Origin of the sequence: Roseateles noduli, from assembly GCF_050626985.1 — a bacterium.
GTDB classification, from domain to species: Bacteria; Pseudomonadota; Gammaproteobacteria; order Burkholderiales; family Burkholderiaceae_C; genus Roseateles; species Roseateles noduli_A.
Window position 1 is genome coordinate 4,438,935 of record NZ_CP192463.1, and the last position, 22,180, is coordinate 4,461,114.

The window sequence follows — 22,180 nt, forward strand, 5'->3', positions numbered from 1 at the left end:
CCGCCGACACGTTCGAGACCGTTCGTGTCGACGCTGATACGAACGGTGGTCCGCCCGTCAGTGCCCGCCGCCCAGATACGCCGCCTTCACCGCCGGATCGGTGCGCAGCTTCTCCGCGGGCCCGTGCAGCGAGATGCGGCCGTTCTCCAGCACGTAGCCGTAGTCCGCCACCGCCAGCGCCGCCGCGGCGAACTGCTCCACCAGCAACATCGTCACGCCTTCCGACTTCAGCCGCGCGATGATGCGGAACACCTCGTCCACCAGGATGGGCGCCAGGCCCATCGACGGCTCGTCCAGCAGCACGACCTCCGGATTCAGCATCGTCGCCCGCGCCATCGCGAGCATCTGCTGCTCGCCGCCGGACAGCGTGCCCGCAAGCTGCTGCCGCCGCTCCTTCAGGCGCGGGAAGAGCTCCATCGCCTTCTCGAGGTCGGCCTCCACGTCGCCCTTGGGCCGCGCGCCGGTGTAGCGCGGGAACGCGCCCAGCCGCAGGTTGTCGGTGACGCTCATCGTCGCGAAGACGCGGCGCCCTTCCGGCGAATGCGCCAGCCCCAGCCGGGCGATGTGATACGACTCCAGCCCGTCGATGCGCTTGCCGTTGAGCGTGATCTGGCCGGCGCTCGGCGCGATCATTCCCGACACCGCGCGCATCGTCGTCGTCTTGCCGGCCCCGTTCGAGCCGATCAGCGTCACCACCTTGCCCTTGGGCACTTCCACCGAGATGCCGTGCAGCACCTCGACCTTGCCGTAGCCGGCATGCAGTTGATCGATCTTCAGCATGTCAGTTCGTTCCGTTGCATTCCGCGCTCAAACCGCCTGGCCGCCGAGGTAGGCCTCGATCACCTTCGGATCGGCCTGCACCTGCGCCGGCTTGCCCTCGGCGATCTTCTGGCCGAAGTCCAGCACCGACACCACGTCGCAGATGCCCATCACCACGTCCATGTGGTGCTCGATCAGGATCACCGTGATGCCGTGGTCGCGGATCTTGCCGATGATGCGCATCAGCTCCTTGATGTCCGGCGCGGTCAGCCCCGCCGCCGGCTCGTCCAGCAGCAGCAGGCGCGGATCCAGCGCCAGCGCCCGAGCGATCTCCAGCAGCCGCTGCTTGCCGTAGGGCAGGTTGCGCGCTTCCTCGAGGGCCAGGTCCGCGAGGCCGACGAAGTCCAGCAGGCTCAACGCGCGAGCGCGCGCCTTGGCGTCCTCCTCGGTATAGCGCGGCGAGTGCAGCGCCACCTGCACCAGGTTGCTGCCGAAGCTGTGATGCAGCGCCACCATCACGTTGTGCAGCGCGCTCATCTCGCCGAACAGCTGCACGTTCTGGAAGGTCCGCGCGATGCCCGACAGCGCGATGTCCGCCGAGGTCCGCCCGACCAGCGAGCGGTCGACGAACTTCAGCTCGCCCGCCGTCGGCACGTAGATGCCGGTCAGCACGTTCATCATCGTGCTCTTGCCCGACCCGTTCGGCCCGATCAGGCCGTGGATCGTGCCGCGCCGCACCTGCAGGTCGACGTTGTTCAGCGCCTTCAGGCCGCCGAACTGCATCAGCACGCCGCGCGCGTCGATCAGGACCTCGTCGCCCGCGCCGGCGCCCGTGGCCTGGGAGATCGCATCGGACGGCTTCTCCGCCACCGGACCGCCCTCGCCCACCGGCTTGGCCTTGAGGTGCAGCGCGTTGCGCACGAAGCCGACGATGCCGTCCTGCAGGTAGTACACGACGAACAGCGTGATCAGCCCGAAGATCGACAGCCGCCAGTCGGTCATCGTCTGCAGCACGAAGGACAGCGCCGCCAGCGCGATGCTGCCCACCACGGGGATCGCCGCCTGCACGCCGCTGACCTTGCCGCGGCGCCAGGCCACCGCCGTCACCGCCGCCACGACGATCGCGAAGATCACCGACACGTAGCGGAACAGCTCCAGGTCGTCGAGCAGCTTGGGCAGCACCACGATGATCGCCGCGCCGAGCAGCGCGCCGGTCCGCGTCTTGCGGCCGCCCATGATGATGGCCAGCAGGAAGAAGACCGTCAGCTCGAAGTTGTAGGTGTTGGGCGAGATGTACTGCTCGGAGTAGGCGTACAGCGCGCCCGCCAGGCCGGCGAGGCCGGCGCTGATCACGAACGCGTAGACCTTGTAGCGGTAGACCGAGACGCCCATGCAGTCCGACGCCACCGGGCTGCCGCGCAGCGCCTCGAACGCGCGCCCGAGGTGCGAGCGCAGCACGCGGTGCACGAACACCAGCGACGCGATCAGCATCACCACGACGAGCCAGTAGTACTCGTCCTCCGTCATCGTGTGGTCCATCAGCTTGGGCTTGGTGAGCGTGATGCCCATCGGCCCGTTCGTCAGGAAGTCCATCTCGTTGATGAGGATCTGGATGATGGTGCCGAAGGCCAGCGTCACCATCGCCAGGTAGGGACCGGTCACGCGCAGCGCGGGCAGCGCCAGCAGCGCGCCGAAGCCCGCCGTCACCGCGATCGCCGCCGGCAGCGTCAGGTAGATCGGCAGCCCGAACTTCATGACCAGCACGCCGGCCGTGTAGGCGCCCACGCCGAACAGCCCCGCGTGGCCCAGCGACACCTGCCCGGTGTAGCCGACGACGATGTCGAGCCCGAACAGCACGATCGCGTAGATCAGGATCGTCTCGACCAGGTGGATGTAGTACGGGTTGCCGGACACCAGCGGGAACGCGAGCAGCGCGACAAGCGCCACCGCGCCCGCGATGAACTTCTTCGGATTGATCTTGGCAATGACACTCATGAGGCTCAGACCTTCTTGATCGCGGTCTTGCCGAACAGGCCGGCCGGCTTGAACGCCAGCACGATCAGCAGCAGCACGAGGCCCGGCACGTCCTTGTAGCCGGTGGACAGGTAGAAGCCCGTCGTCGTCTCGGCGATGCCGAGGATGATCCCGCCGACGATGATGCCCATGCCCGAGGTCAGCCCGCCGATGATCGCCACGGCGAAGGCCTTCAGGCCGAGCACCGCGCCCATCGTGGCGCCGGTCAGCGTCAGCGGCGCGATCAGCACGCCGGCGAAGGCGGCGGTCAGCGACGACAGCGCATACGAGAAGGTGATCACCAGCCCCGTGTTGATGCCCATCAGCTTGGCGGCGTCGCGGTCGTTGAAGGTCGCGACGACGGCGCGGCCGTAGATCGAGCGGCGGTTGAAGAGCTCGACGGCCAGCATCAGCGCCAGCGCGCCGCCCACGACCAGGATCTCCATCGGCAGCACGTTGGCGCCGAGGAACTTGATCGGCGCCTCCGGCAGCGGCGAGGGGAACTTCAGGTCGTCGCGGCCCCAGACGTTCTCGGCCACGTTCTTGAAGATGATGCCCAGCGCGATGGTGGACATGATCCAGCCGAACTCCGACTTGATCTTGATGGCGGGCCGCACGCCGATGCGCTCGACGAAGGCGCCCTGCAGCGCGCCGAACAGGCACACGATGGGGATCATGAGCCAGTAGTTGACGCCGTGGCCGACGAGCGTCAGCCCGACCAGCGCGCCGAGCATCAGCGCGTCGCCCTGGCCGAAGTTGAGGGTGTCGGAAGTCGAGAAGGTCAGCTGGTAGCCGAAGGCGATGACCGCGTAGATCATGCCGAGCGCGATGCCGCTGAACACCAGTTGGGTCAGGATCTGCATACGGAGTCCGGAACTGCTGGGAAATCGGAGGCGACGTCGCGTGGACGGCGCCCGGAAAAACGGCCGCACGAGGCGGCCGTTTCAGTGGGTCACTTCTTCTGGGTCAGCGCGCCCTTGGCGTTCACGTCCTTGACCTTGATCTCGGAGGCGGCCTTGAAGTCGGACTCGTAGGCGTAGACGACGCGCTGGCCCTTCACTTCGCCGAACACCGGGATGTTGGCGGTGATGGCCTCGTGGTCGGTCTTCGTGAACGGCTTGTTGTAGGTCGTCACGACGCCTTCCACCGGCGCCTTCAGGTCTTCCAGCGCGGCCCTGACCTTGGGACCGTCGGTGCCGCCGGCCTGCTTGATCGCGGCGGCCAGCAGGTAGATCGAGTCATAGCCCTGCGCGGCCGACACCGGCGAGTCGATGCGGCTGTTCTTCGGGTTGAACGTCTTCAGGTAGTTGACGATGAAGGCCTGGCGCTTGGGCGTCGTCGGTTCCTGGATGAAGGTCTGCGGCATGCGCGCGCCTTCGCCGCCGGGGCCGGCGTTGTCGATGTAGTTGGCCATCGACAGCGTCCAGCTGCCGACCATCGGCACCTTCCAGCCGAGCTTGGTCATGCCGTTGGCGATCTGCGCCAGCTCGGGGCCGATGCCGTAGGTCAGGATGGCCTCGGCGCCGGCTTCCTTGGCCTTGAGCAGCTGGGCCGTCATGTCGACGTCCTTGATGTTGAACTTCTCGACGGCGACCGGCTTGATGCCCTTGAGCTCCAGGGCCTTCTCCAGGTCGGCGCGGCCGAGCTGGCCGTAGTTGGTCGAGTCGGCCAGGATGGCGACCTTCTTGAAGCCGCGGCGGGTGATGGCTTCCTCCACGATCATCGGTGCCTGGATGCTGTCGTGGGCGGCGTTGCGGAAGACGTAGTTGTCGGGCGCGTCCTTGAACTGCTGCGTGATCACGGAGCCGGTGGCCACGTTGTTCATCACCGGGATCTTGGCGTCCTGGTAGAAGCGCTGCGCGGCCAGGGCCACGCCGGTGTTGATGAAGCCGACGGTGGCGGCGACCTTCTCGCGGTTGATCAGCTCCTGGGCGATCTGGACGCCGCGTTCGTTCTTGGCTTCGTCATCGCGTTCGATGAGCTGGATCTGGCGACCCAAGACCCCGCCGTTCTTGTTGATTTCCTGAGCTGCCAATCGCACACCGTCGCGCATGCTGACGCCCATCGACGACGAGCCGCCGGTGAAGGGACCCGAAACGCCGATCTTGATCGGGTCGGCCGCGAGGGCGGCGAAGCTGGCGGCGGCCAGTGCGGTAGCGGTGATCCAACGCGCGCTGAACTTCATGTTTGTCTCCGAATGGTCTTGGTCCATGAGGGGTCGGAATGCCAACCCTGGAGCGCGGCAAAACAGCAGCCGGACGCCCGGCGTCAGCCTTCTCGGCGCATGGTGCATCAAGCGTGTCCAAATGCACGCAGGCGACTACGTAATCGAAAACCCCGATCGGGGTGTTCAGCGTCGTGTCAGGTAGCTGGACGTGTCGACAGGGATCACCAACGAGGTGCGCCCGGACGGCGTTGGCGATGGCGTCTGGCGGGTCGGATGGATCACGCGAGGAAGACCGCGGCCTGCGGATCGGCGGGGCGTCGGCCGGTGGTGATGTACTCGGCGAGCCGCTCGCTGACCTCGTCGGCGTTGAAGCCGTTCGCGCGCCAGGCTGCGGGCACCTGACTCGCCTGCACGACCGACTTCGCGTAGGCACGGATGAAGGTCCGCTCGAGGACGCGAGCGCTGCCCAGCTCATAGAACGCCACCATGCCGCGGAGGTATTCGGCCTTGTCGACGTCGACGTAGGACAGCGGCAGCAGCCCCGACTCCAGCAAGGGCAGGTTGGCGGCGATGCGGGCGGTCCGCTTGTTGCCGTTGGCGAAGGACTGGATGTAGGCCACGCGGGTCAGCAGGTAGAAGGCGGCCTGCACGGGATGCAAGGTGCGGGCGACGGCCATCACCTGCCCGAGCAGCGAGGTCGCGTGACCCGTGCCCGGACGGAAGGGCGGGAGATAGGCCGACTGACGCAGACGGATGTCCTGGAACTCCCTCGGCCGGCCTCGCTGCTCGATCGGCAGGAAGTGGTCGGAGTCGCAGACCTCCGTCAGGCCGTGATCGTCGGTCAGCAGCGCATGCATCCGGCAGAGGTTGTCGACGCTCCACTCACGGTCCGACCAGAGATGCTCCGCGGCGCGTTGATGGTTGAGCGCGAGCACGGCCTCGTCCATCGGTTTGGACGCGTTGCGTTGCCCGCACTTGAGCAGGGCGGCCGTGTCGAGGACCGAATAGCTGCTCCCCTCGAGCAACGACGACGCCCAGGTGAAATCGACGAGGAACTCGGCCAGGAACGCGCGATCCGGCGGCCGGGCGAGCGCCTGGATGACGGTGCATCGACCGGCTCGCATCGGGGAGAGCCCGGGCTCGGGACCGAGGAATTCATCGCGGAACGGCGCGGCCGGACGAGCGTGCGCGGGGAGCGAGAAATGGAGATCTTCTTCCGGGAACCGGGGGATCGTGGGCGTGGATGGGGCAAGGACAGCGTCGTTGTGCATGGCGCCTCTCGAGAATCATGGGAGACCGCATTCTTCGGATCCGCACGCGGCGCGAAATGACCTGAAGTTGCCGACTGCACTCGCCGTGATCCGTGCCACGCCCCGCCGAGGTGTCATGCAGCCCCATGGCACGGTCGCTACTCACGCCGTCCGGTCCGCGGCACTCGATCCGCGGACCGTTCTTGACTCCATTGAAGGAAGTGAGCAACGACATGAATGACATCCAAGAACTGGACCTGGGCCTGATGGATCAGGTCAGCGGCGGCCTCCTCGGCCCGGTCTGCGTCATCGGTTTCCTCCGGGGCTGGGGCGGCGGGAAACTGCTGGACCTGGCCTGGGACGCGATCCGGGACCACAACGAGTCCGGCGCGGCGGCTGAATTCCAGACCGGCGCCGGCTCGGGCGCGGGCACCTTCGGCTGATCCAGCCGTCAGACAGCAGCTTGCATCGCCCGGCGACGCAAGCTGCTGGCGGCGAGCGCGGCGACCGCGAGCACCGCCAGCGCGTACCCCACCAGCGCGCCCCATCCGCTATGGTCCCAGAACCATCCGCCCATCGCGCCGAGCGTGCTGGAGCCGATGTAGTACGCCAGCAGGTACAGCGACGCCGCATGCCCCTTGCTGCGTCCGCCGAGCGCGCCGACCCAGGCGCTGCTCACCGAGTGCGCGACGAAGAAGCCGATCGTCAGCAGCACGATGCCCACGATCACCGCCGGCAGCCAGGTCGTCAGCGTCAGCAGCACGCCGGTCGTCGCCAGCGCGATGCCCGACAGCAGCGCCGGGGCGCGCCCGAAGCGGTCGGACAGGCCGCCCGCCGTCGCCGATGCGGCGATGCCGAACAGGTAGGCGCAGAAGATCAATCCGATCGCGCTCTGGCTGAGCGAGAACGGCGCGCGCATCAGCCGGAAGCCGGCGTAGTTGTAGACCGCGACGAACATGCCCATCATCAGGAAGCCCATCGCGAACAGCAGCGGCAGCATCGGATGCGTCAGGTGGCCGCGCCACGCGGCCACGTGCTCCGACAGCTTCACGCCGCTGCGTCGCACGAAGTGCCTGGACGGCGGCAGCAGGAACCAGAACCCGATCGCCGCCGCCAGCCCGAGCACGCTGACGACGAAAAGCGCCGGCCGCCAGCCGAAGGCGTCGCTCAGCACGCTCACGCCGACCCGGCCCATCATGCCGCCGAAGGCCGTCCCGCCGACGTACTGGCCCATCGCGCGGCCCAGGCCCTTGGGGTGGATCTCTTCGGCCAGGTAGGCCATCGCCACCGCGGGCACGCCGCCGAGCACCAGGCCCTCGATCGCCCGCGCGACCAGCATCGCGTGCCAGCTCGGCACCACCGAGGCGATCAGGTTCAGCACCGCGGCCATCGCCATCGACGCGAACATCAGCCGCTTGCGGTCCATGCTTTCGGACAGCGCGCCGGCGCACAGGATCGCGAAGGCCAGCGCGCCCGTGGCCAGCGACAGCGACAAGGCGCTCGCCGCCGCGCCGACCTGGAACTCCGCCGCGAACAGCGGCAGCAGCGGCTGCACGCTGTAGAGCAGCGAGAAGGTCGTGAAGCCCGCCAGGAACAGCGCGAACGCGATGCGGCGGTAGGCGGTGGTGCCGGGTTCGGCGTAGTCGTGGAGGGAGGCGGCGGCACTGGCCGCGCCCGGGGGACTGCTCATGGGAAGGGGCGTGGTCGGCGGCGGCTCGATGGAAGGGGCGTCGGGATGGCTCGGCGGAACGGCTCGATGCGCAGGCTCAGCGGCGGCCGAACATCATCTGCCCGGCCAGCGCGCGCTTGAGCGGCGGCAGGGCCTGCAGCGCGGCGAGGCCCAGGCCGCGCGCCGCCGGCAGCCCCGGCCAGCGCCAGGCAAAGGTCCGGGCCAGGAAATCGGTCGTGAGGATCGTCGCCCAGCGGTCCGGCGCGCGCTGCCATTCGACGCGCCGCAGCGCCATGTCGATGCGCGGATCGCGCCGCAGCGCCTCGACCAGCGCGAAGGCGTCGCGCAGGCCCAGGTTCAGGCCCTGGCCCGCCACCGGGTGCAGCGTCTGCGCCGCGTTGCCGATGCGGATGCGGCGGCCCTCGACCAAGGTGCGCTCGGCGTTCAGGCCCAGCGGGAAACACTTCAGCGGACCGATGCCCTGCAGACGTCCCACGCGGTCCGGCAGCTGCTGCTGGATCACCGTCAGCCGCTGCGCGTCGGTCAGGCCGGCGACCTCGTCCTCGTCCTGCGGCTGGCACCAGATCAGCGCGGCGCGACGTTGGCCCTCGCGGTCCGGCAGCGGCAGCAGCGCCAGCGGGCCTCGCCGCGTGAATCGCTCGTAGGCGACGCCCGCCGGACTGTCCGGCGACATCGTCACCGTGCCCACCCAGGCGTTCTGCCGATAGTCGTGCGCCAGCGCCTTGCGGGCCTGTTCGGAGAACACGCCGCCCTCGGCGACCACCGCCAGGTCGAAGCGCTCGGCGATGCCGGCGTCGATCTCGACCTCATCGGGACGGTCCTGCTTGATGCCGTCCACCGCCTGGCCGAAACGGCTGATCAGGCGCTTGGGCTCCAGCGCGCTGGCCTGCTGCCAGGCGGCCTGCAGCGGTGCCACCAGTTGCCCGTAGGCCAGCACCGCGCCGAGCTGCGACACCGACTGCTCGGCGGCGGAGATGTGCACCTCCGGCTCGCCCGACGGTCCGAACCAGGGACTGGAGAGCGTCGGCGGCGCCTGGCTCACGTGGACCTCGCGGATCGCCTGTGCCTGCGCCGCGGGCCACACGCGCAGGCGCTGCAGCAGCTGCACGCTGCCCAGCGACAGCGCGATGGTGCGCGGATCGCCGGAGACGTCGCGCTCCAGCGGCCGGGCGTCGAAGAGGCTGACCTGCGCCTGCGGCAGGTAACGCGCGGCGAGCAGCGCCAGCGCCAGGCCCGCCGGGCCCGCGCCGATCACCGCCAGGCGCAGCGGCGGCGCGTTGCCGTCGAAGGAGGCATCGAAGGCATCGGCGGCCGCGGCGGAAGTGGCATCGGAGACTGGAGGCTGGGACATGACGTCGACCCGGGAAACTGATGCCGGCTGCGTCAGGCAACCAGCTGCTGACGACTATAGCGCCGGCTCCCTTGGGACCGAGAGACGCGTGCGACCCTCACGCTCAAGCGGGAAGGGTTCTGCACTGCCACCGCCGCTGGCCCTCGCCCCCGCCCTCTCCCGCAAGCGGGAGAGGGAGGGGGAGTAGGCGTCAGACGGCGACCAGCTTGCGCCCACTCTCCCGCAAGCGGGAGGGGGAGTAGGCGTCAGACGGCGACCAGCTTGCGCCCAGTCGCGCCGGGCAGCGTGCGCAGCGATTGGGCCACCGTCGCGGTGTAGTCGCGGCTCAGGATCGTGCTGACGAAGATCCAGTCGCAGCGGCACTCGGTCGCCGTCGCGGTCACCGTCATGTAGCCGCGGCGCGAAGTGTCCGCGTAGACCAGGGGGCCGATCAGCTGCGTGAGCGCGCCGGCGAGCTGCTGCGGGTTCTCCTTGGGCAGGTATTCCTCGAAGCCCGGCGAGGTGACCGACGAGGTCGCGAACTCGACGCCGATCTGGCGGTTCGCGCCGTCGAGCAGATCGTTCGCCCAGGCGTTGTGCGTGTCGCCGGCCAACACGACCAGGTTCTTGTCCAGTTGGCGCACGGTGCCGAGCAAGGTTTCGCGCGCCACCGGATAGCCGTCCCACGCGTCGAGGTTGTAGGGAATGCTGGGCGCGGCGAGCACCGCCTGCTCCTGCGGCGTCAGGCCGGCCGGATTGCTCTGCGCCTTGGCGACGATCGCCGCGTACTGCGACACCGACACGCCGGTGCCCGGCGCGTTGGCCTCGAACAGGATCGGCGCGGGGATGTTCATCCGCCCCATCAGCACCTGCTGTCCGAGCACCTGCCAGGTCGCCGTCGAGGCCTGCATCTGCGCCTGCAGCCACTGGCTCTGCGTCGCGCCCATCAGCGTGCGGTCGGTGCGGGCCATGTCGGTCTGGAACTTTGCGCTGTCCAGGCCGGACGCGGTGATGTAGTCGGCGTAGTCGAGCTGTTTGTCGCGCGCGAGCACCCGCGTGTCCAGCATGTGCAGCGACATCAGCGCGCCGAAGTTGAAGCTGCGGTACGTGGTCAGCGGATCGCTGCCGTCGCGCACCGGCAGCCATTCGTGCCAGGCCTGCACGGCGGCGGCGCGGCGCGCGGCGAAGTCGCCCTCGGTGGCCGGCTGGTGGTTCTCGGCGCCGTTCTTCCAGGCATCGTTCGCGACCTCGTGGTCGTCCCAGACGGCGATCATCGGCAGCGCGGCATGCAGCTTCTGCAGATCGGCGTCGGCGCGGTACTGCGCGTAGCGGCGTCGGTAGTCGGCCAGCGCGACGATCTCCTTCTGCGGCTCGACCACGCGGCCCAGGGCCTGCGCGCTCCCGCTCGCGTACTGGCCGGGGCCGTACTCGTAGATGTAGTCGCCCAGGTGGACCGCGACGTCGTAGCTGTCGGTCTCGGCGCGCTTGGCCGCCTCAGCGTAGACGTTGAAGTAGCCGGTCGGATAGTTCGAGCACGAGAACACCGCCAGCCGCACCTGCGCCACGTTGGCGGTCGGCAAGGTCTTCGCGCGACCGACGGTCGAGGTCGCCGCGTAGGCCTTGAAGCGATACCAGTAACGCACGCCGGCCTGCAGCCCGGTGGCGTCGACCTTCACGCAGAAGTCGCTCGAGGCGCGCGCGGTCGCGTCGCCCTTGGCCACGATGGACGCGAAGGCGGCATCGCTCGCGACTTCCCAGCTCACGGGGACGTCGCGCACGTCGGCGCTGTCCTGCGCCAGCACGCGGGTCCAGAGGATCACGCGGTCGCTCAGCGGATCGCCGCTGGCCACGCCGTGGCTGAAGACCACCGCGACCTGCGGCGCATCGCCGCCGTCGCCGCCGCAGCCGGCCAGCGGCAGGCCGGCCAATGCGCCGGCCGCCAGCGCGCCACGCACCAGATGGCGCCGGGTGTGATCGATGGTCTCGGAGGACGAGGCAGGCTCGTCGTTCTTGAGCAGGTTCAGCAGGGGCTTCTTGGTCATGGTCGGGCGAGCGGAGGCTGGCGTGATGAGGATGAAGCACGTGCAGTCGCATGTGCGCGGCGCAGTGTTCGTGTTCACGGTGACACGACGACGACAACCCGACGGCAGGGTGACGGCAGGGTGACGGCAGCGCGACAGCGGGGCGATGACAGGGACGTCCCCACGGGAACGGGGCATTCGACATGCCGTCTGACAGCCGCGCCGGGCTCCGCTAACCTTGCGCGCCTCTAAGAGGAGAAAAGACGCATGCAATACCGTCGACTCGGCCGCAGCGGCCTGCAGGTATCCGAACTGTCCCTGGGCTCCTGGGTGACGTATCACAACCAGGTCGATACCGGCTCGGCCGTCGAGCTGATGGCCGCGGCCCGCGACGCCGGCATCAACTTCTTCGACAACGCCGAGGCCTACGCGCTCGGCAAGAGCGAGGAGATCATGGGCCAGGTCTTCAAGCAGCTGGGCTGGGGCCGCCACACCTACGTCGTCTCGACGAAGTTCTACTGGGGCATCGACAAGTCGGGCACCACGATCAACTACAAGGACACGCTGAACCGCAAGTACCTGATGCAGGCCATCGACGGCTCGCTCAAGCGCTTCGGGCTGGACGAGATCGACCTCGTCTACTGCCACCGTCCCGACCCGCACACGCCGATCGAGGAGACCGTGCGCGCGATGAGCGACATGATCACGCAAGGCAAGGCGCTGTACTGGGGCACCAGCGAGTGGAGCGCCGACGAGATCCGCGCCGCCTGGGAGATCGCCGAGCGCCATCACCTGCACAAGCCGGTGATGGAGCAGCCGCAGTACCACCTGTTCCACCGCCAGCGCGTGGAGAAGGAGTACGCCCGCCTCTACGAGGACATCGGCCTGGGCCTGACGACGTGGAGCCCGCTGGCCTCCGGCCTGCTGACCGGCAAGTACCGCAACGGCATCCCCGAGGGCAGCCGCGGCGCGCTGGAGAGCATGTCCTGGCTGCGCGAGCAGTTGCAGGAACCGCAGCGCAATGCGGCGGTGGCCGAGCTGGGCAAGATCGCCGACGAACTGGGCTGCACGCTGGCGCAACTGGCCATCGCCTGGATCAATCGCAACCCGCGCGTGTCGACAGTGATCCTCGGCGCGAGCAAGCTCTCGCAGCTGCAGGACAACCTGGGCGCGCTGGCCGTCACGCCGAAGCTGACGCCCGAGATCCTGGCACGCATCGACGCGATCACCCTGCCCCTCGCCAAGTAGTCGCAGAGCAGGCCTCTGCCCCGCGGGCAGCGAGTGCCCGTGGGGCCGGAATGATGCGGGGGGTTCGCGGAGGCGATGCCCCCCGCGTCGTGGAGTGCCCGCGCCTGGCCTCACGCAGGCTGTCGCCGCCTGCACCATCCTTCGCCCCGGCCTCGGGGTTTGTCCGCAGACCGCCCGCCAAGCCCCTCATTGACGGGGCGGGGTTGTCGCGCCGGTGCCGCAATCCTGCAGGGCGGCCAGCTAGCATCCCGCGCGATGTTGCGACGACGTGCCCTTCCCCTGCTGTCGAGTCTGTGCGCCGCCGTCGTGCTGGTCCTGGCTTCGGCCATGGCGCTCACGCCGGGCGGTGCCGCCGCATTCCCGGACGAGGCGCGCGCGGACCGTCCCGCGCCGCCCGAGGTGTCGCTGCTCGCTGAGCCGCGTTTCGAGACCGTCGGCATCGACGCCCCGGTGCCGCTGAACATCATCTCGGCGATCGCACAGGACCGCACCGGCTTCCTGTGGATCGGCACCGGCGCGGGCCTGGTGCGCTTCGACGGCTACAACTTCCGCCAGCCCGGCGCTCCGATCGAGAACGGCGTGCGCTCGGCGCGCAGCCTGGGTTTCATCCGCGCCTTGCTGGTCGCGCGCGACGGCCGCCTGTGGATCGGCACCGAGGCCGACGGCCTGGCCGCCTACGATCCGCAGAGCGAGAAGCTGTCGCTGTTCCGCTCCGACGCCAATCCCCAGCTGCCGCGCAGCGCGGTCTCCGCCGGCACGATCCGCGCGCTGGCCGAGGATCGCGACGGCCAGCTCTGGATCGGGACGATCGGTCACGGGCTCGACCGCTACGACCCGGTCGAGGGCCGCTTCCAGCATTTCCGCCAGGCCGACCGCGCGCTGGGCGGCCTGCCCGACGACCGCGTCCAGTCGCTGGTCGTCGACGGCGAGGGCTCGTTGTGGGTCGGCACCTGGAAGGGCCTGGCGCGCAAGCGCGCCGGCTCAGACCGCTTCGAGCCGGTGTTCTCCACGCCGGGCAAGCCGGGTCTCGCCAACAAGATCGTGCTGAGCCTGTTCCTCGCGCCCGACGGCCGGGTCTGGGCCGGCACGCAGCAGGGCGACCTCGCCCTCGTCGATCCGAAGACCGGCGAGGGCACGCTGCTCGAGCGCGCCGAGGAAGCGGTGAACGGCTCGGTCAACACCTTCGTCGCGCTGGACGATCGCCACCTCTGGCTGGGCCGCAACGGCGGGCTGGAGCTGCGCGCCGTCGCCAGCGGCGAGCTGCTGCGGACCATGAAGCACGATCCGCTCAACCGCGGCAGCCTCGGCGGCAACGAGGTCCGCGCGCTGATGCGCGACCGCGCCGGCTGGATCTGGACCGGCGGATACGGGGGTGGCCTCCAGCGTCACAACCCGTCGAACACCAGCACCTGGGTGCGCGGCCGCGATCCCGGCAGGCAGGCGCAGCTGATCGACCCGAGCACGCGCGCGATGGTGCAGCTCGACAGCGGCGAGATCTGGCTCGGCAGCAACGAGAGCGGCGTGACCGTGCTCGACGAGCAACTGCGCTCGATCGCGACGCTGCGCCCCGCGCCGGGTCAGCGCGGCGGCTTGTCGGGCGGACGCATCTCCAGCCTCGTCCAGATGAAGGACGGGACGATCTGGCTCGGCAGCGACGGCGGCCTGCACCAGTACACGCGTGAACGGCAGCTGCTGCGCGTCATCCAGGCCGGCACGGGCCGCGCGCGACGGCTGCTCGCCGGCCGCGACGGCACGCTGTGGATCGGCACGCAGGACGGGCTCTTCCGCTTGCCACCGGGTTCGCCGGCGCAGGGCGCTCAAAGCGCTCAAAGCGCTCAAGGCGCACACGGCGCTCAGGCCGGACTGACGACACCGATCCGGCTCCGGCAGGAAGGCGGCCAGCCGCTGACCGGCGACGTGAACGCATTGTCCGAGACCGAGGACGGCGGCCTGTGGGTCGGCACCGAGAAGGGCCTGTACCGGATCGCCCCGGGCGGCACGGAACTGGTCGTCGCGCGCGCCCGGCCGGGCCGCGACCTGAGCCATCACTCCATCGTCGGCCTGCTGGTCGATTCGAAGCAGCGCCTGTGGGTGGACACCGCGGCGGGGCTGCACCTGCTCACGCGCTGGGACGGCCGCGATGCCGAGTTCGACCGCATCAGCGAGAAGCACGGCGTGCTCGGCCGCGCCTTCGGCGCCAACCTGCTCGAGGACGGCGAGGGCCGCATCTGGTCGCACAACTTCGTCTACGACCCGGCCAAGGACAACTACTACGAGCTGACCAACGCCGACGGCGTCGACATCGGCACCGGCTGGTTCCGCGCCTACATGAAGACGCGCGACGGACGTCTGCTGTTCGGCGGCAGCAAGGGCGTGCTGGTGGTGACGCCCGAACGCTTCGAGGCCTGGGCCTATCAGCCCGCGCTGGTCACGACCGAGCTGCGCGTGGACGGCCAGCGCCTGGCCGCCGGCAAGCTGCCCGAGAACGGCCTGACCATCGGCGCCGACAACCGCAGCTTCAGCGTCGAGTTCGCCGCGCTCGACTTCAGCGAGCCCGAACGCAACCGCTATGCCTACCAGCTGGAGGGCTTCGACCCGGAGTGGATCAGCACCGGCGCCGACCTGCGCGTCGCGGTCTATACGAACCTCGACCCGGGCAAGTACCGGCTGCGTGTGCGGGGCACCAACCGCAACGGCGTGTGGAGCCCGCTGGAGCTCGACATCCCCGTGCGCGTGCTGCCGGACTGGTGGCAGACGTGGTGGGCGCGCACGCTCGGCGGCGCGACCCTGATCGCGCTGGTCTACCTGCTGGTGGCGCTGCGCACCTCGTACCTGCGGCGTTCGCAGATGGCGCTGGAGATCAAGGTGAGGGCTCGGACGGCGGAGCTTGAACGGCTCTCGCTCGACCTGCAGGCGAAGACGGTGGCGCTGGAGGAATCCAGCCTGTCCGATCCGCTGACCGGGCTGCGCAACCGCCGCTTCCTGACGCAGCACATCGACGCGGACGTGGCGCTCGCGGTGCGCCGTCATGAGCAGGCGCACAGCGACCGCGTGGCGCCGCCGGACGACGGCGACCTGATCTTCTTCCTGCTCGACCTCGACCACTTCAAGACGCTGAACGACCGCCTCGGCCACGCGGCCGGCGACGCGGTGCTGCAGCAGATGCGCGAGCGGCTCACCGTGGTGTTCCGCGAGGCGGACTATCTGGTTCGCTGGGGCGGCGAGGAGTTTCTCATCGTCGCGCGGGACACGTCCCGGGCGCATGCGGCCGAACTCGCCGAAAGAGCGCGCCTGCAGGTCAGCGGCGCGCCGTTCGATCTCGGCGAAGGCCGGACCGTGGACGTGACCTGCTCGGTGGGTTTCGCGGCCTTCCCGCTCGCGCCGGCGTTCCCGCGCGCGCTGGACTGGGCCGCGACGATCGCGCTCGCCGACGAGGCCCTGTACGCGGTCAAGCGCGGCGGCCGCAACGGGTGGGAAGGCGTCATCGGCATCCCGCCGCGGGACGATGTCCCCGACCTCGAGGGCGCATTGCGCCAGCACTCGCGCGAATCGATGGCAGACTGGCTGACGAGCGGCGACCTGACGGTCGTGCGCTCTTCGCCGCCGGCCCTTTGATTCCCGATCCCCGATCCGCATCCTCGCGGAGGATCGACGCCGGCAAGTCCTGACCCCTGCGGCACGGCTCATCCGGATCACCTCCCGGTCCGCCGATTGCCCCACGTGCGACGAGACCGGCGCGGAGACGGCAATTGACGCTCCCACCCGATGGCCGATGACCGGCAATCGGTAAAGCCGACAAGTAAAGGCTGCCAGCGCCTGTCCTGGATCGCCGCCATGGCGACCGGATTGGCCCGATGATCGGGGGCTGTCCCCCGGCCCTCCGGACATCCGGAGCTGGCCGCCGTCCACGAATCGAGGAGAACCTTCGTTTTGATGAACGACTTTGCGAACTTCCTGCAGTTCAGCAGCTGGCCGCCTCGGCCCGACTGGCTGTTCTGGGCCTCGCTGACCATGGTGGCCGCCGGCGTGCTCGGCGAATTCGTGAACCGCCGCCTGGGCCTGCCCCGCGTCGTCGGCTACAGCGTCGTCGGCATGGTGCTGGCGGCGCTCGGCCACGGCATCTTCGCCAACGGCGCGCTGGACGCGCGGCTGCGGCTCGTCGTCGATCTGGCGCTGGCGCTGCTGCTGTTCGAGATGGGCTCGCGCGTGAACCTGCGCTGGCTGCGCAACAACAAGGCGCTGCTGGGCGCCAGCGCGGCGGAGGCGCTCGCGTCCTTCGTCGTCGTCGGCTTCGGGCTGACGCTGCTGGGCGTGAGTCCGCTGGTCTCGTTCAGCTGCGCGGTCCTGACGATGGCGTCCAGCGCCGCGGTGGTCGGCAGAGTCGGCGCCGAGCTGCGCGCCGCCGGTCAGGTGAGCGAGCGCATGCTCGCGTTGACCTCGCTGAACACGATCTACGGCGTGCTGGCGCACAAGCTGCTGCTGGGCTGGCTCGCGCTGGACCAGAAGGGCGACTGGCTGGAAGCCGTCGCGCAGCCGCTGTATGCGTTCGTCGGTTCGATCATCGTCGCCGCGCTGCTGGCGCGGCTCACCGCCAACCTGATGCGCCGGCTGGACCTGCGCAACGAGAACTCGGTGCTGATGCTGCTGGGCCTGGTGCTGGTGGCGCTGAGCGTGGCGCGGGTGCTGAACCTGTCGACGCTGCTGGTGCCGCTGCTGGCCGGCATGATCCTGCGCAACACGACCGAACGGCCGTGGGTCTGGCCGCGCCACTTCGGCACGGCGGGCGGGGTGCTGGTGCTGATGCTGTTCGTCGCGGTGGGTTCCGCTTGGACGCTGCAGGCGCTGGCGATGGGCGCGGTGCTGGCGCTGGCGCTGCTGCTGCTGCGCCTGGTGGCCAAGGCGCTGGCCCTGACCAGCATGGCGCGCCTCAGCGGCATCGACGCCCGCCAGGGCATCGCGCTGGCGGTGTGCCTGAGTCCGGTGTCGGGCACGATGCTCGTGCTGTTCAGCGAGGTGCAGTTGCACCATCCGCAGATTGCGACCCTGCTCGCACCCGTCATCCTGTCGACGATCGCCCTGATGGAGCTGGTCGGCCCGATCGCCGTGCAATGGGGCCTGCGCCTCGCCGGCGAGCATCACCCTGAAACGCCTGTAGTCAAGGAGGCTGCGAAGCGATGAGCCTCGAACCGTTTGCCATTTCGAAGCCCCTGACGATGGGCGTGGAGCTGGAGCTCCAGATCGTCAACCGCCACGACTACGACCTGATGCCGGGTTCGAAGGACCTGCTGCGGGTGATGAAGGGCGAGACCGTGCCGGGCGACGTCACGCCCGAGATCACGGACAGCATGATCGAGCTCTGCACCAACGTGTGCACGAACTACGAGCAGGTGCTGGAGCAGTTGACGGTCACGCGCGACGCGCTGGTGCGCAGCGCCGACCGGCTCAACCTCGGCCTGTCCGGCGGCGGCACACATCCGTACCAGCACTGGAGCAAGCAACGGATCTTCGACAAGCCGCGCTTCCAGGAGATCTCTTCGCTGTACGGCTACCTGAGCAAGCAGTTCACGGTGTTCGGGCAGCACGTGCACATCGGCTGCGAGGGCCCGGACCAGGCGCTGCGGCTGCTGCACGGGCTGTCGCGCTTCATCCCGCATCTGATCGCGCTGTCGGCGTCGTCGCCGTACGTGCAGGGGAATGACACCGGCTTCCATTCGGCGCGGCTGAACTCGGTGTTCGCATTCCCGTTGTCGGGGCGCGCGCCCTTCGTGCTGACCTGGGACGACTTCCTCGTGTTCTTCGAGAAGATGACCCACACGGGCGTCGTGAAGAGCATGAAGGACTTCTACTGGGACATCCGACCCAAGCCCGAGTACGGCACGATCGAGGTGCGGGTGCTCGACACGCCACTGACGATCGAGAAGGCGTCGGCGCTGGCGGCGCTGATCCAGTGCCTGGCGCGGTGGATCTCGCACGACAAGCCGTTCGAGCTGCACGAGGACGACTACCTGCCCTACACGTTCAACCGGTTCCAGGCGTGCCGGTTCGGACTGGACGGGACCTTCGTCGATCCGAAGAGCGGCGAGCACCGCAGCCTGCGTGAGGACCTGAACGTCACGCTGCACGCGCTGGAGCCGCACGCGGTCGCGTTGAAGGCGGAGCCGGCGCTGCGGTATGTCCGCGAGGAGATGCGCTGGCAGGGCAACGACGCGACGTGGGCGCGCGGGGTCGTGGAGAAGGAACAGCTGTTGAACGAGCTGGTGCGGCAGCAGTGCGAGCGGTGGGCCGGAAGGCCGGTGGGGACGGCACGGTAAGCGGTTTGACTGCTGCGACTTTCGCGTAGAAGGTCGCCGCAGGGGTGCTGCTCGCGGGCTGAATGCGTGGCATCCAGCCCGCGTTCCGCTTCAGGCAGCTTGGCGCCCCATCAGCGTGACACGCTGCGTCGACTCCGTCAGCAGGCGCCCCTCCTCCAGCGCCTCACGAATGCCGAACTCCTCCAGGGCGTAGATGCCGTGGGGAGAACGCCAGAGGAACCCCTTGTCCTTCAGTGCATCCAGGGCCAGTCGAACGTTCTCGACGCTGATGGACTCGCTGACCTTGTTGCCGTCGTCCACCTCGATCACGAGCCGGTAGGTTTCCAGGGTGCGATCCCAGAAGGGCACGAAACGCCGCCCCTGCGCTGCGAGCACGCGCAGCACGGCTGATTGGAGCGGGCTGAGCAGTCCCACCAGACCGAGCAGGCTCTGAATCCGCATCTCGGCGCGCGCCTCGACGGCCTCCTCAAAGGCGGCGGCTGCAGTCGCAGGGGTCCAATCGTCTCGCGCAGCAAGTGCGCTCAGCCCTTCCTGCATCCACTCAGGACGATAGCCGGAACGCTCGAAGAGCCTCGCCAGTGCGTCCACGGTCAACGCCGCCGAAGCCGGTGCGCGTTTGCAGATCCAGTCCAGGAAATCGGCACCCAGCGGAGGGAATTCCTTCATCGGTGCGCAGAAGAACGCTTGGTCCTTCCACTCCACCATCACAGCCAGTTTGTCGCGATTCGAGCCCGTCGCCACGATGCGCAGTCCGTGATGCGGCCCCATGTTCAGCTTGTCGCGCGCGGCCTTCATGGCATAGAGCGCCGTGCTCCCCTTCTCGGTCGTGGTCGCATGTTGCGCTTCGTCGACGATGAGCACGATCATTCGCTGGCACTCATCGGAAAGCGCGGCCAACGCCTTCGCGAGAGAGACCTGCTTGCCCAGGCCGACCCGGTCCATCGTGAATGCGACGCCGGCCATGTTCACCCGCTCCAAGCCGGCCGAACGGGCAAGGCGCATGACAACACCTTCATGCTGCGCCAGCTCTGCGCGGATGGCCTCGATGATGACATCGCCTGGGTCCTGATCCAGATCCTCCCAGAGGTCGATATAGATGACGATGGCGCCGCGGCGCTTCAGTTCCGGGCAGAGGTCCTGCTGCAGGAACGTCGACTTGCCGGTGCGACGACGGGCGCCGAGAAAGAGGCCCGACCGTGCAGGCGCAAGGTCGTCATCCAGGATGTGGGTTGCCAGCTCTTGGGCCAGCGCAGTGCGATGAAAGATGGACACAGGCTACTTCTCCAGATCGATTCAACGAGGCGGAACGAGATCGCCGAGCGCCGCTCTGATTTGTCGAGCCGCAATCGGAGTTACGAGTACGCATGCTCTGCGCGTCGAACGAAACGCTCTCTGATTTAAATCAAAGACTTCTGGCGCCTCCTTCCTAGGTAGGAAGAGGGTCAGGTCTTGTCCACAGCAGGTGCACCAATCTGTTGCGTAGCCTGGGTGGATCCGCGTCACTGGATCGCCCTTTTTCTCCGTCGACTTCCGCTCACGAAGCGACGAAGGGCGCAGTCTGCACTGCGCCCTTCGATTCCTCCCCAATTCAACAACGATGCCTCATCCTCTGAGATCGCAATCTGCGATCTCAAACGGGGACCTCGTCGACCGCGCGGCTGACGATGCCCAGCATGCCGAGGCCTTCACGCAGCGACTGACGCACGCTCTCGACCACGTGGCGAGACGGATCGCCCTCGACGCAGTTGTCCTCGACCATCGACAGCGTCGCCGCTGCGGACACCAGCGTGTGACGCAGGTTGGCGATTGCCGAGGCGACGGACACGTCCGTGCGCAGGCACAAAGCGTCGGCGCCGAGGCGCAGGCCGAAGAGCTGCGCGTCGCTCATGCCCCATTCGTTTTGAAGGCTGATGAGCGAGCCGACGTCGCAGCCCGCCAGCGGACGGCGATCGCGGATCGGACCGCGCGCTTCGTTGATACGCGTTTGATGCAGGGTTCCCATGTTCGTAAGACTCCGAAGAACTTTGGAAACCACCGGCTTCGACCGCCGAGCCGCGACATGCGGTCGATCGAATCGAAGGGGTGGGCGAGATGTTCAAACACCTGAGAACGAAGTGCGGCCATCCTCGCGGAATGACCCATCTCGCCCGCAATCGAATGATTGGGGTCGCACCACGTCTGAGGTGGCGCGCTTCTCAAGGTGTTTGAAGCACCTGCGTGCATCGTGCAACCGGTCGACGAATCACTCTCTGATAAAGATCAAAGCGCTCCGGCGATTCCGCCATCGTGGGGTCGTGTGGGGGATCCGCTTCCCACCGAAGGGCCAGGTCTTGTCAGGTCGTCTTCAACGACGCCACACGGCCCTTGCTTCATCCCGAAGTTGCCGCGTAGACCTCATCCCAACACACCCGCCCCACGTCCTGGTTTCGGCCAGGGTTCTGCACAAGCAGACGTGCAAAAGGCGGGTTTCTCGTTTCCGGGTCTCATCGTTTGAGATCGCAAATTGCGATCTCAAAACAGGCTGCTCGTTGTCAGTCCTTGCCGTTGAGCTCTTCCAACTGCTCCGGCGACCCCACATTCGCCCACGGCCCCGTGTAGAGCTCGGCCGTCACCGCCCGCGCGTGGATCGCGCGGTCGAGGCTCGCGCGGATGCGCTGGTGCTGCCCCGGCTGCACGCCGTCGAAGAACGCGCGCTTGTACAGACCGATGTTGCTGTAGACCTCGAGATCGCCATCGATCGTCGCGAAGCCTTCCGCGTCGATGCCGAAGTCCCCCGTCGGGTGCCGCGGCTGTTTCGGCACGAACCACAGGTGCGCCAGCAGCGGGCTCGCCGCGAAGGCCGCGGCCTTCGCCGGGTCGAACTCGAAGTCGGGAATGAAGATGTCCGCGGACACCGCCCAGAACGCGTCGTCGCCGTCCGTGCACAGCAGGTCCAGCGCCGTCGCGATGCCGCCGCCCGTCTCCAGCGCGCGGCCGTAGCGCTCGCCTTCGTGGCTGTAGTGGAGCGTCACGCCGAATCGCGCGCCGTCGCCCAGCGTCGCTTCGAACTGCTCGTGCAGCCACGCCGTGTTGATCACGATGTCCCGGATCCCGGCCCGCGCGAACGCCTCGATGTGCCACTCGATCAGCGGCTTGCCGCGCACCTTCAGCAAGGGCTTGGGCGTGTGGTCGGTCAGCGGCCGCATGCGCTCGCCGCGCCCGGCCGCGAGGATCATGGCTCGCATCGTCAATCCAGGAAATATCGAGCGCGAGTGTAGTGTTCTACCTCACCGCTCGATCTAGTGACCCGCCGCGGACTCGCTTTGGGATGCACCGCTAGGCGTGAACCGGAGCCATAGCCCAGCTATGGCGAGGATTCGCAACGAAGCGGGGCGCCCAAAGCGAGTTTGCG

Annotated in this window: 16 protein-coding genes; 5 read left to right on the forward strand and 11 right to left on the reverse strand. The window is 68.4% G+C overall.

All coding sequences use genetic code 11. From position 1 onward, the window contains the following. Positions 1 to 57: 57 nt before the first annotated feature. The 5 genes from ACQ4L4_RS19310 to ACQ4L4_RS19330 all read right to left on the reverse strand — a co-directional run bounded on the left by ACQ4L4_RS19310 (position 58) and on the right by ACQ4L4_RS19330 (position 6,063). Complete coding sequence (locus tag ACQ4L4_RS19310) at positions 58 to 780, reverse strand: ABC transporter ATP-binding protein (protein ID WP_297523854.1); 723 nt, start codon at positions 778 to 780, stop codon at positions 58 to 60. Positions 781 to 807: 27 nt separating this feature from the next. Continuing rightward, complete coding sequence (locus ACQ4L4_RS19315; protein ID WP_431100520.1) at positions 808 to 2,754, reverse strand: ABC transporter permease subunit; 1,947 nt, start codon at positions 2,752 to 2,754, stop codon at positions 808 to 810. 5 nt (positions 2,755 to 2,759) lie between these two features. Then, positions 2,760 to 3,635: a branched-chain amino acid ABC transporter permease gene (locus ACQ4L4_RS19320; protein ID WP_377159516.1), complete on the reverse strand. Its 876-nt coding sequence runs from the start codon at positions 3,633 to 3,635 to the stop codon at positions 2,760 to 2,762. A gap of 89 nt (positions 3,636 to 3,724) precedes the next feature. Next, positions 3,725 to 4,957 (reverse strand): ABC transporter substrate-binding protein, encoded by a 1,233-nt coding sequence (locus ACQ4L4_RS19325; protein ID WP_431100521.1) that lies wholly within the window; start codon positions 4,955 to 4,957, stop codon positions 3,725 to 3,727. 260 nt (positions 4,958 to 5,217) lie between these two features. Then, positions 5,218 to 6,063 carry a Fic family protein gene (locus ACQ4L4_RS19330; RefSeq protein WP_431100522.1) on the reverse strand — a complete coding sequence of 282 codons (846 nt, stop codon included), beginning with the start codon at positions 6,061 to 6,063 and terminating at the stop codon, positions 5,218 to 5,220. A 359-nt stretch (positions 6,064 to 6,422) separates the two neighbouring features. Between ACQ4L4_RS19330 and ACQ4L4_RS19335 the strand changes: the two genes are divergently transcribed. Then, positions 6,423 to 6,632 (forward strand): hypothetical protein, encoded by a 210-nt coding sequence (locus ACQ4L4_RS19335; protein WP_431100523.1) that lies wholly within the window; start codon positions 6,423 to 6,425, stop codon positions 6,630 to 6,632. Positions 6,633 to 6,640: 8 nt separating this feature from the next. On the opposite strand, the gene ACQ4L4_RS19340 is transcribed toward ACQ4L4_RS19335, so the two are convergent. The 3 genes from ACQ4L4_RS19340 to ACQ4L4_RS19350 all read right to left on the reverse strand — a co-directional run bounded on the left by ACQ4L4_RS19340 (position 6,641) and on the right by ACQ4L4_RS19350 (position 11,251). After that, positions 6,641 to 7,879 carry an MFS transporter gene (locus tag ACQ4L4_RS19340; RefSeq protein WP_431100524.1) on the reverse strand — a complete coding sequence of 413 codons (1,239 nt, stop codon included), beginning with the start codon at positions 7,877 to 7,879 and terminating at the stop codon, positions 6,641 to 6,643. Between the two features lie 76 nt (positions 7,880 to 7,955). Next, entirely contained in the window at positions 7,956 to 9,230 is a 1,275-nt protein-coding gene (locus tag ACQ4L4_RS19345) for an FAD-dependent monooxygenase (protein WP_431100525.1), read from the reverse strand. 245 nt (positions 9,231 to 9,475) lie between these two features. Beyond that, the gene (locus ACQ4L4_RS19350) at positions 9,476 to 11,251 is read right to left on the reverse strand and encodes an alkaline phosphatase D family protein (RefSeq protein WP_431100526.1); all 1,776 of its coding nucleotides are present in this window, start codon (positions 11,249 to 11,251) and stop codon (positions 9,476 to 9,478) included. A gap of 246 nt (positions 11,252 to 11,497) precedes the next feature. Here ACQ4L4_RS19350 and ACQ4L4_RS19355 point away from each other — a divergent pair, with 246 nt between their 5' ends. The 4 genes from ACQ4L4_RS19355 (at position 11,498) to ACQ4L4_RS19370 (ending at position 18,789) form a co-directional block, all read left to right on the forward strand. Then, positions 11,498 to 12,478: a potassium channel beta subunit family protein gene (locus ACQ4L4_RS19355; RefSeq protein ID WP_431100527.1), complete on the forward strand. Its 981-nt coding sequence runs from the start codon at positions 11,498 to 11,500 to the stop codon at positions 12,476 to 12,478. A gap of 255 nt (positions 12,479 to 12,733) precedes the next feature. Further along, positions 12,734 to 16,093 carry a two-component regulator propeller domain-containing protein gene (locus ACQ4L4_RS19360; protein WP_431100528.1) on the forward strand — a complete coding sequence of 1,120 codons (3,360 nt, stop codon included), beginning with the start codon at positions 12,734 to 12,736 and terminating at the stop codon, positions 16,091 to 16,093. Between the two features lie 318 nt (positions 16,094 to 16,411). Further along, positions 16,412 to 17,656 carry a cation:proton antiporter gene (locus ACQ4L4_RS19365; RefSeq protein WP_377159499.1) on the forward strand — a complete coding sequence of 415 codons (1,245 nt, stop codon included), beginning with the start codon at positions 16,412 to 16,414 and terminating at the stop codon, positions 17,654 to 17,656. Then, positions 17,653 to 18,789 carry a YbdK family carboxylate-amine ligase gene (locus ACQ4L4_RS19370; protein WP_377159497.1) on the forward strand — a complete coding sequence of 379 codons (1,137 nt, stop codon included), beginning with the start codon at positions 17,653 to 17,655 and terminating at the stop codon, positions 18,787 to 18,789. The genes ACQ4L4_RS19365 and ACQ4L4_RS19370 overlap by 4 nt, the downstream gene beginning before the upstream one ends. A 90-nt stretch (positions 18,790 to 18,879) precedes the next feature. Here ACQ4L4_RS19370 and ACQ4L4_RS19375 read toward each other — a convergent pair whose 3' ends face one another. The 3 genes from ACQ4L4_RS19375 to murU form a co-directional block, all read right to left on the reverse strand. Beyond that, positions 18,880 to 20,061, reverse strand: a complete 1,182-nt coding sequence (locus ACQ4L4_RS19375) for an ATP-binding protein (RefSeq protein WP_431100529.1) — start codon at positions 20,059 to 20,061, stop codon at positions 18,880 to 18,882. A 358-nt stretch (positions 20,062 to 20,419) separates the two neighbouring features. Then, entirely contained in the window at positions 20,420 to 20,791 is a 372-nt protein-coding gene (locus tag ACQ4L4_RS19380; protein ID WP_431100530.1) for a hypothetical protein, read from the reverse strand. 529 nt (positions 20,792 to 21,320) lie between these two features. Beyond that, the gene (gene murU / locus ACQ4L4_RS19385; RefSeq protein WP_431100531.1) at positions 21,321 to 22,013 is read right to left on the reverse strand and encodes an N-acetylmuramate alpha-1-phosphate uridylyltransferase MurU; all 693 of its coding nucleotides are present in this window, start codon (positions 22,011 to 22,013) and stop codon (positions 21,321 to 21,323) included. Between the last annotated feature and the right edge of the window lie 167 nt (positions 22,014 to 22,180).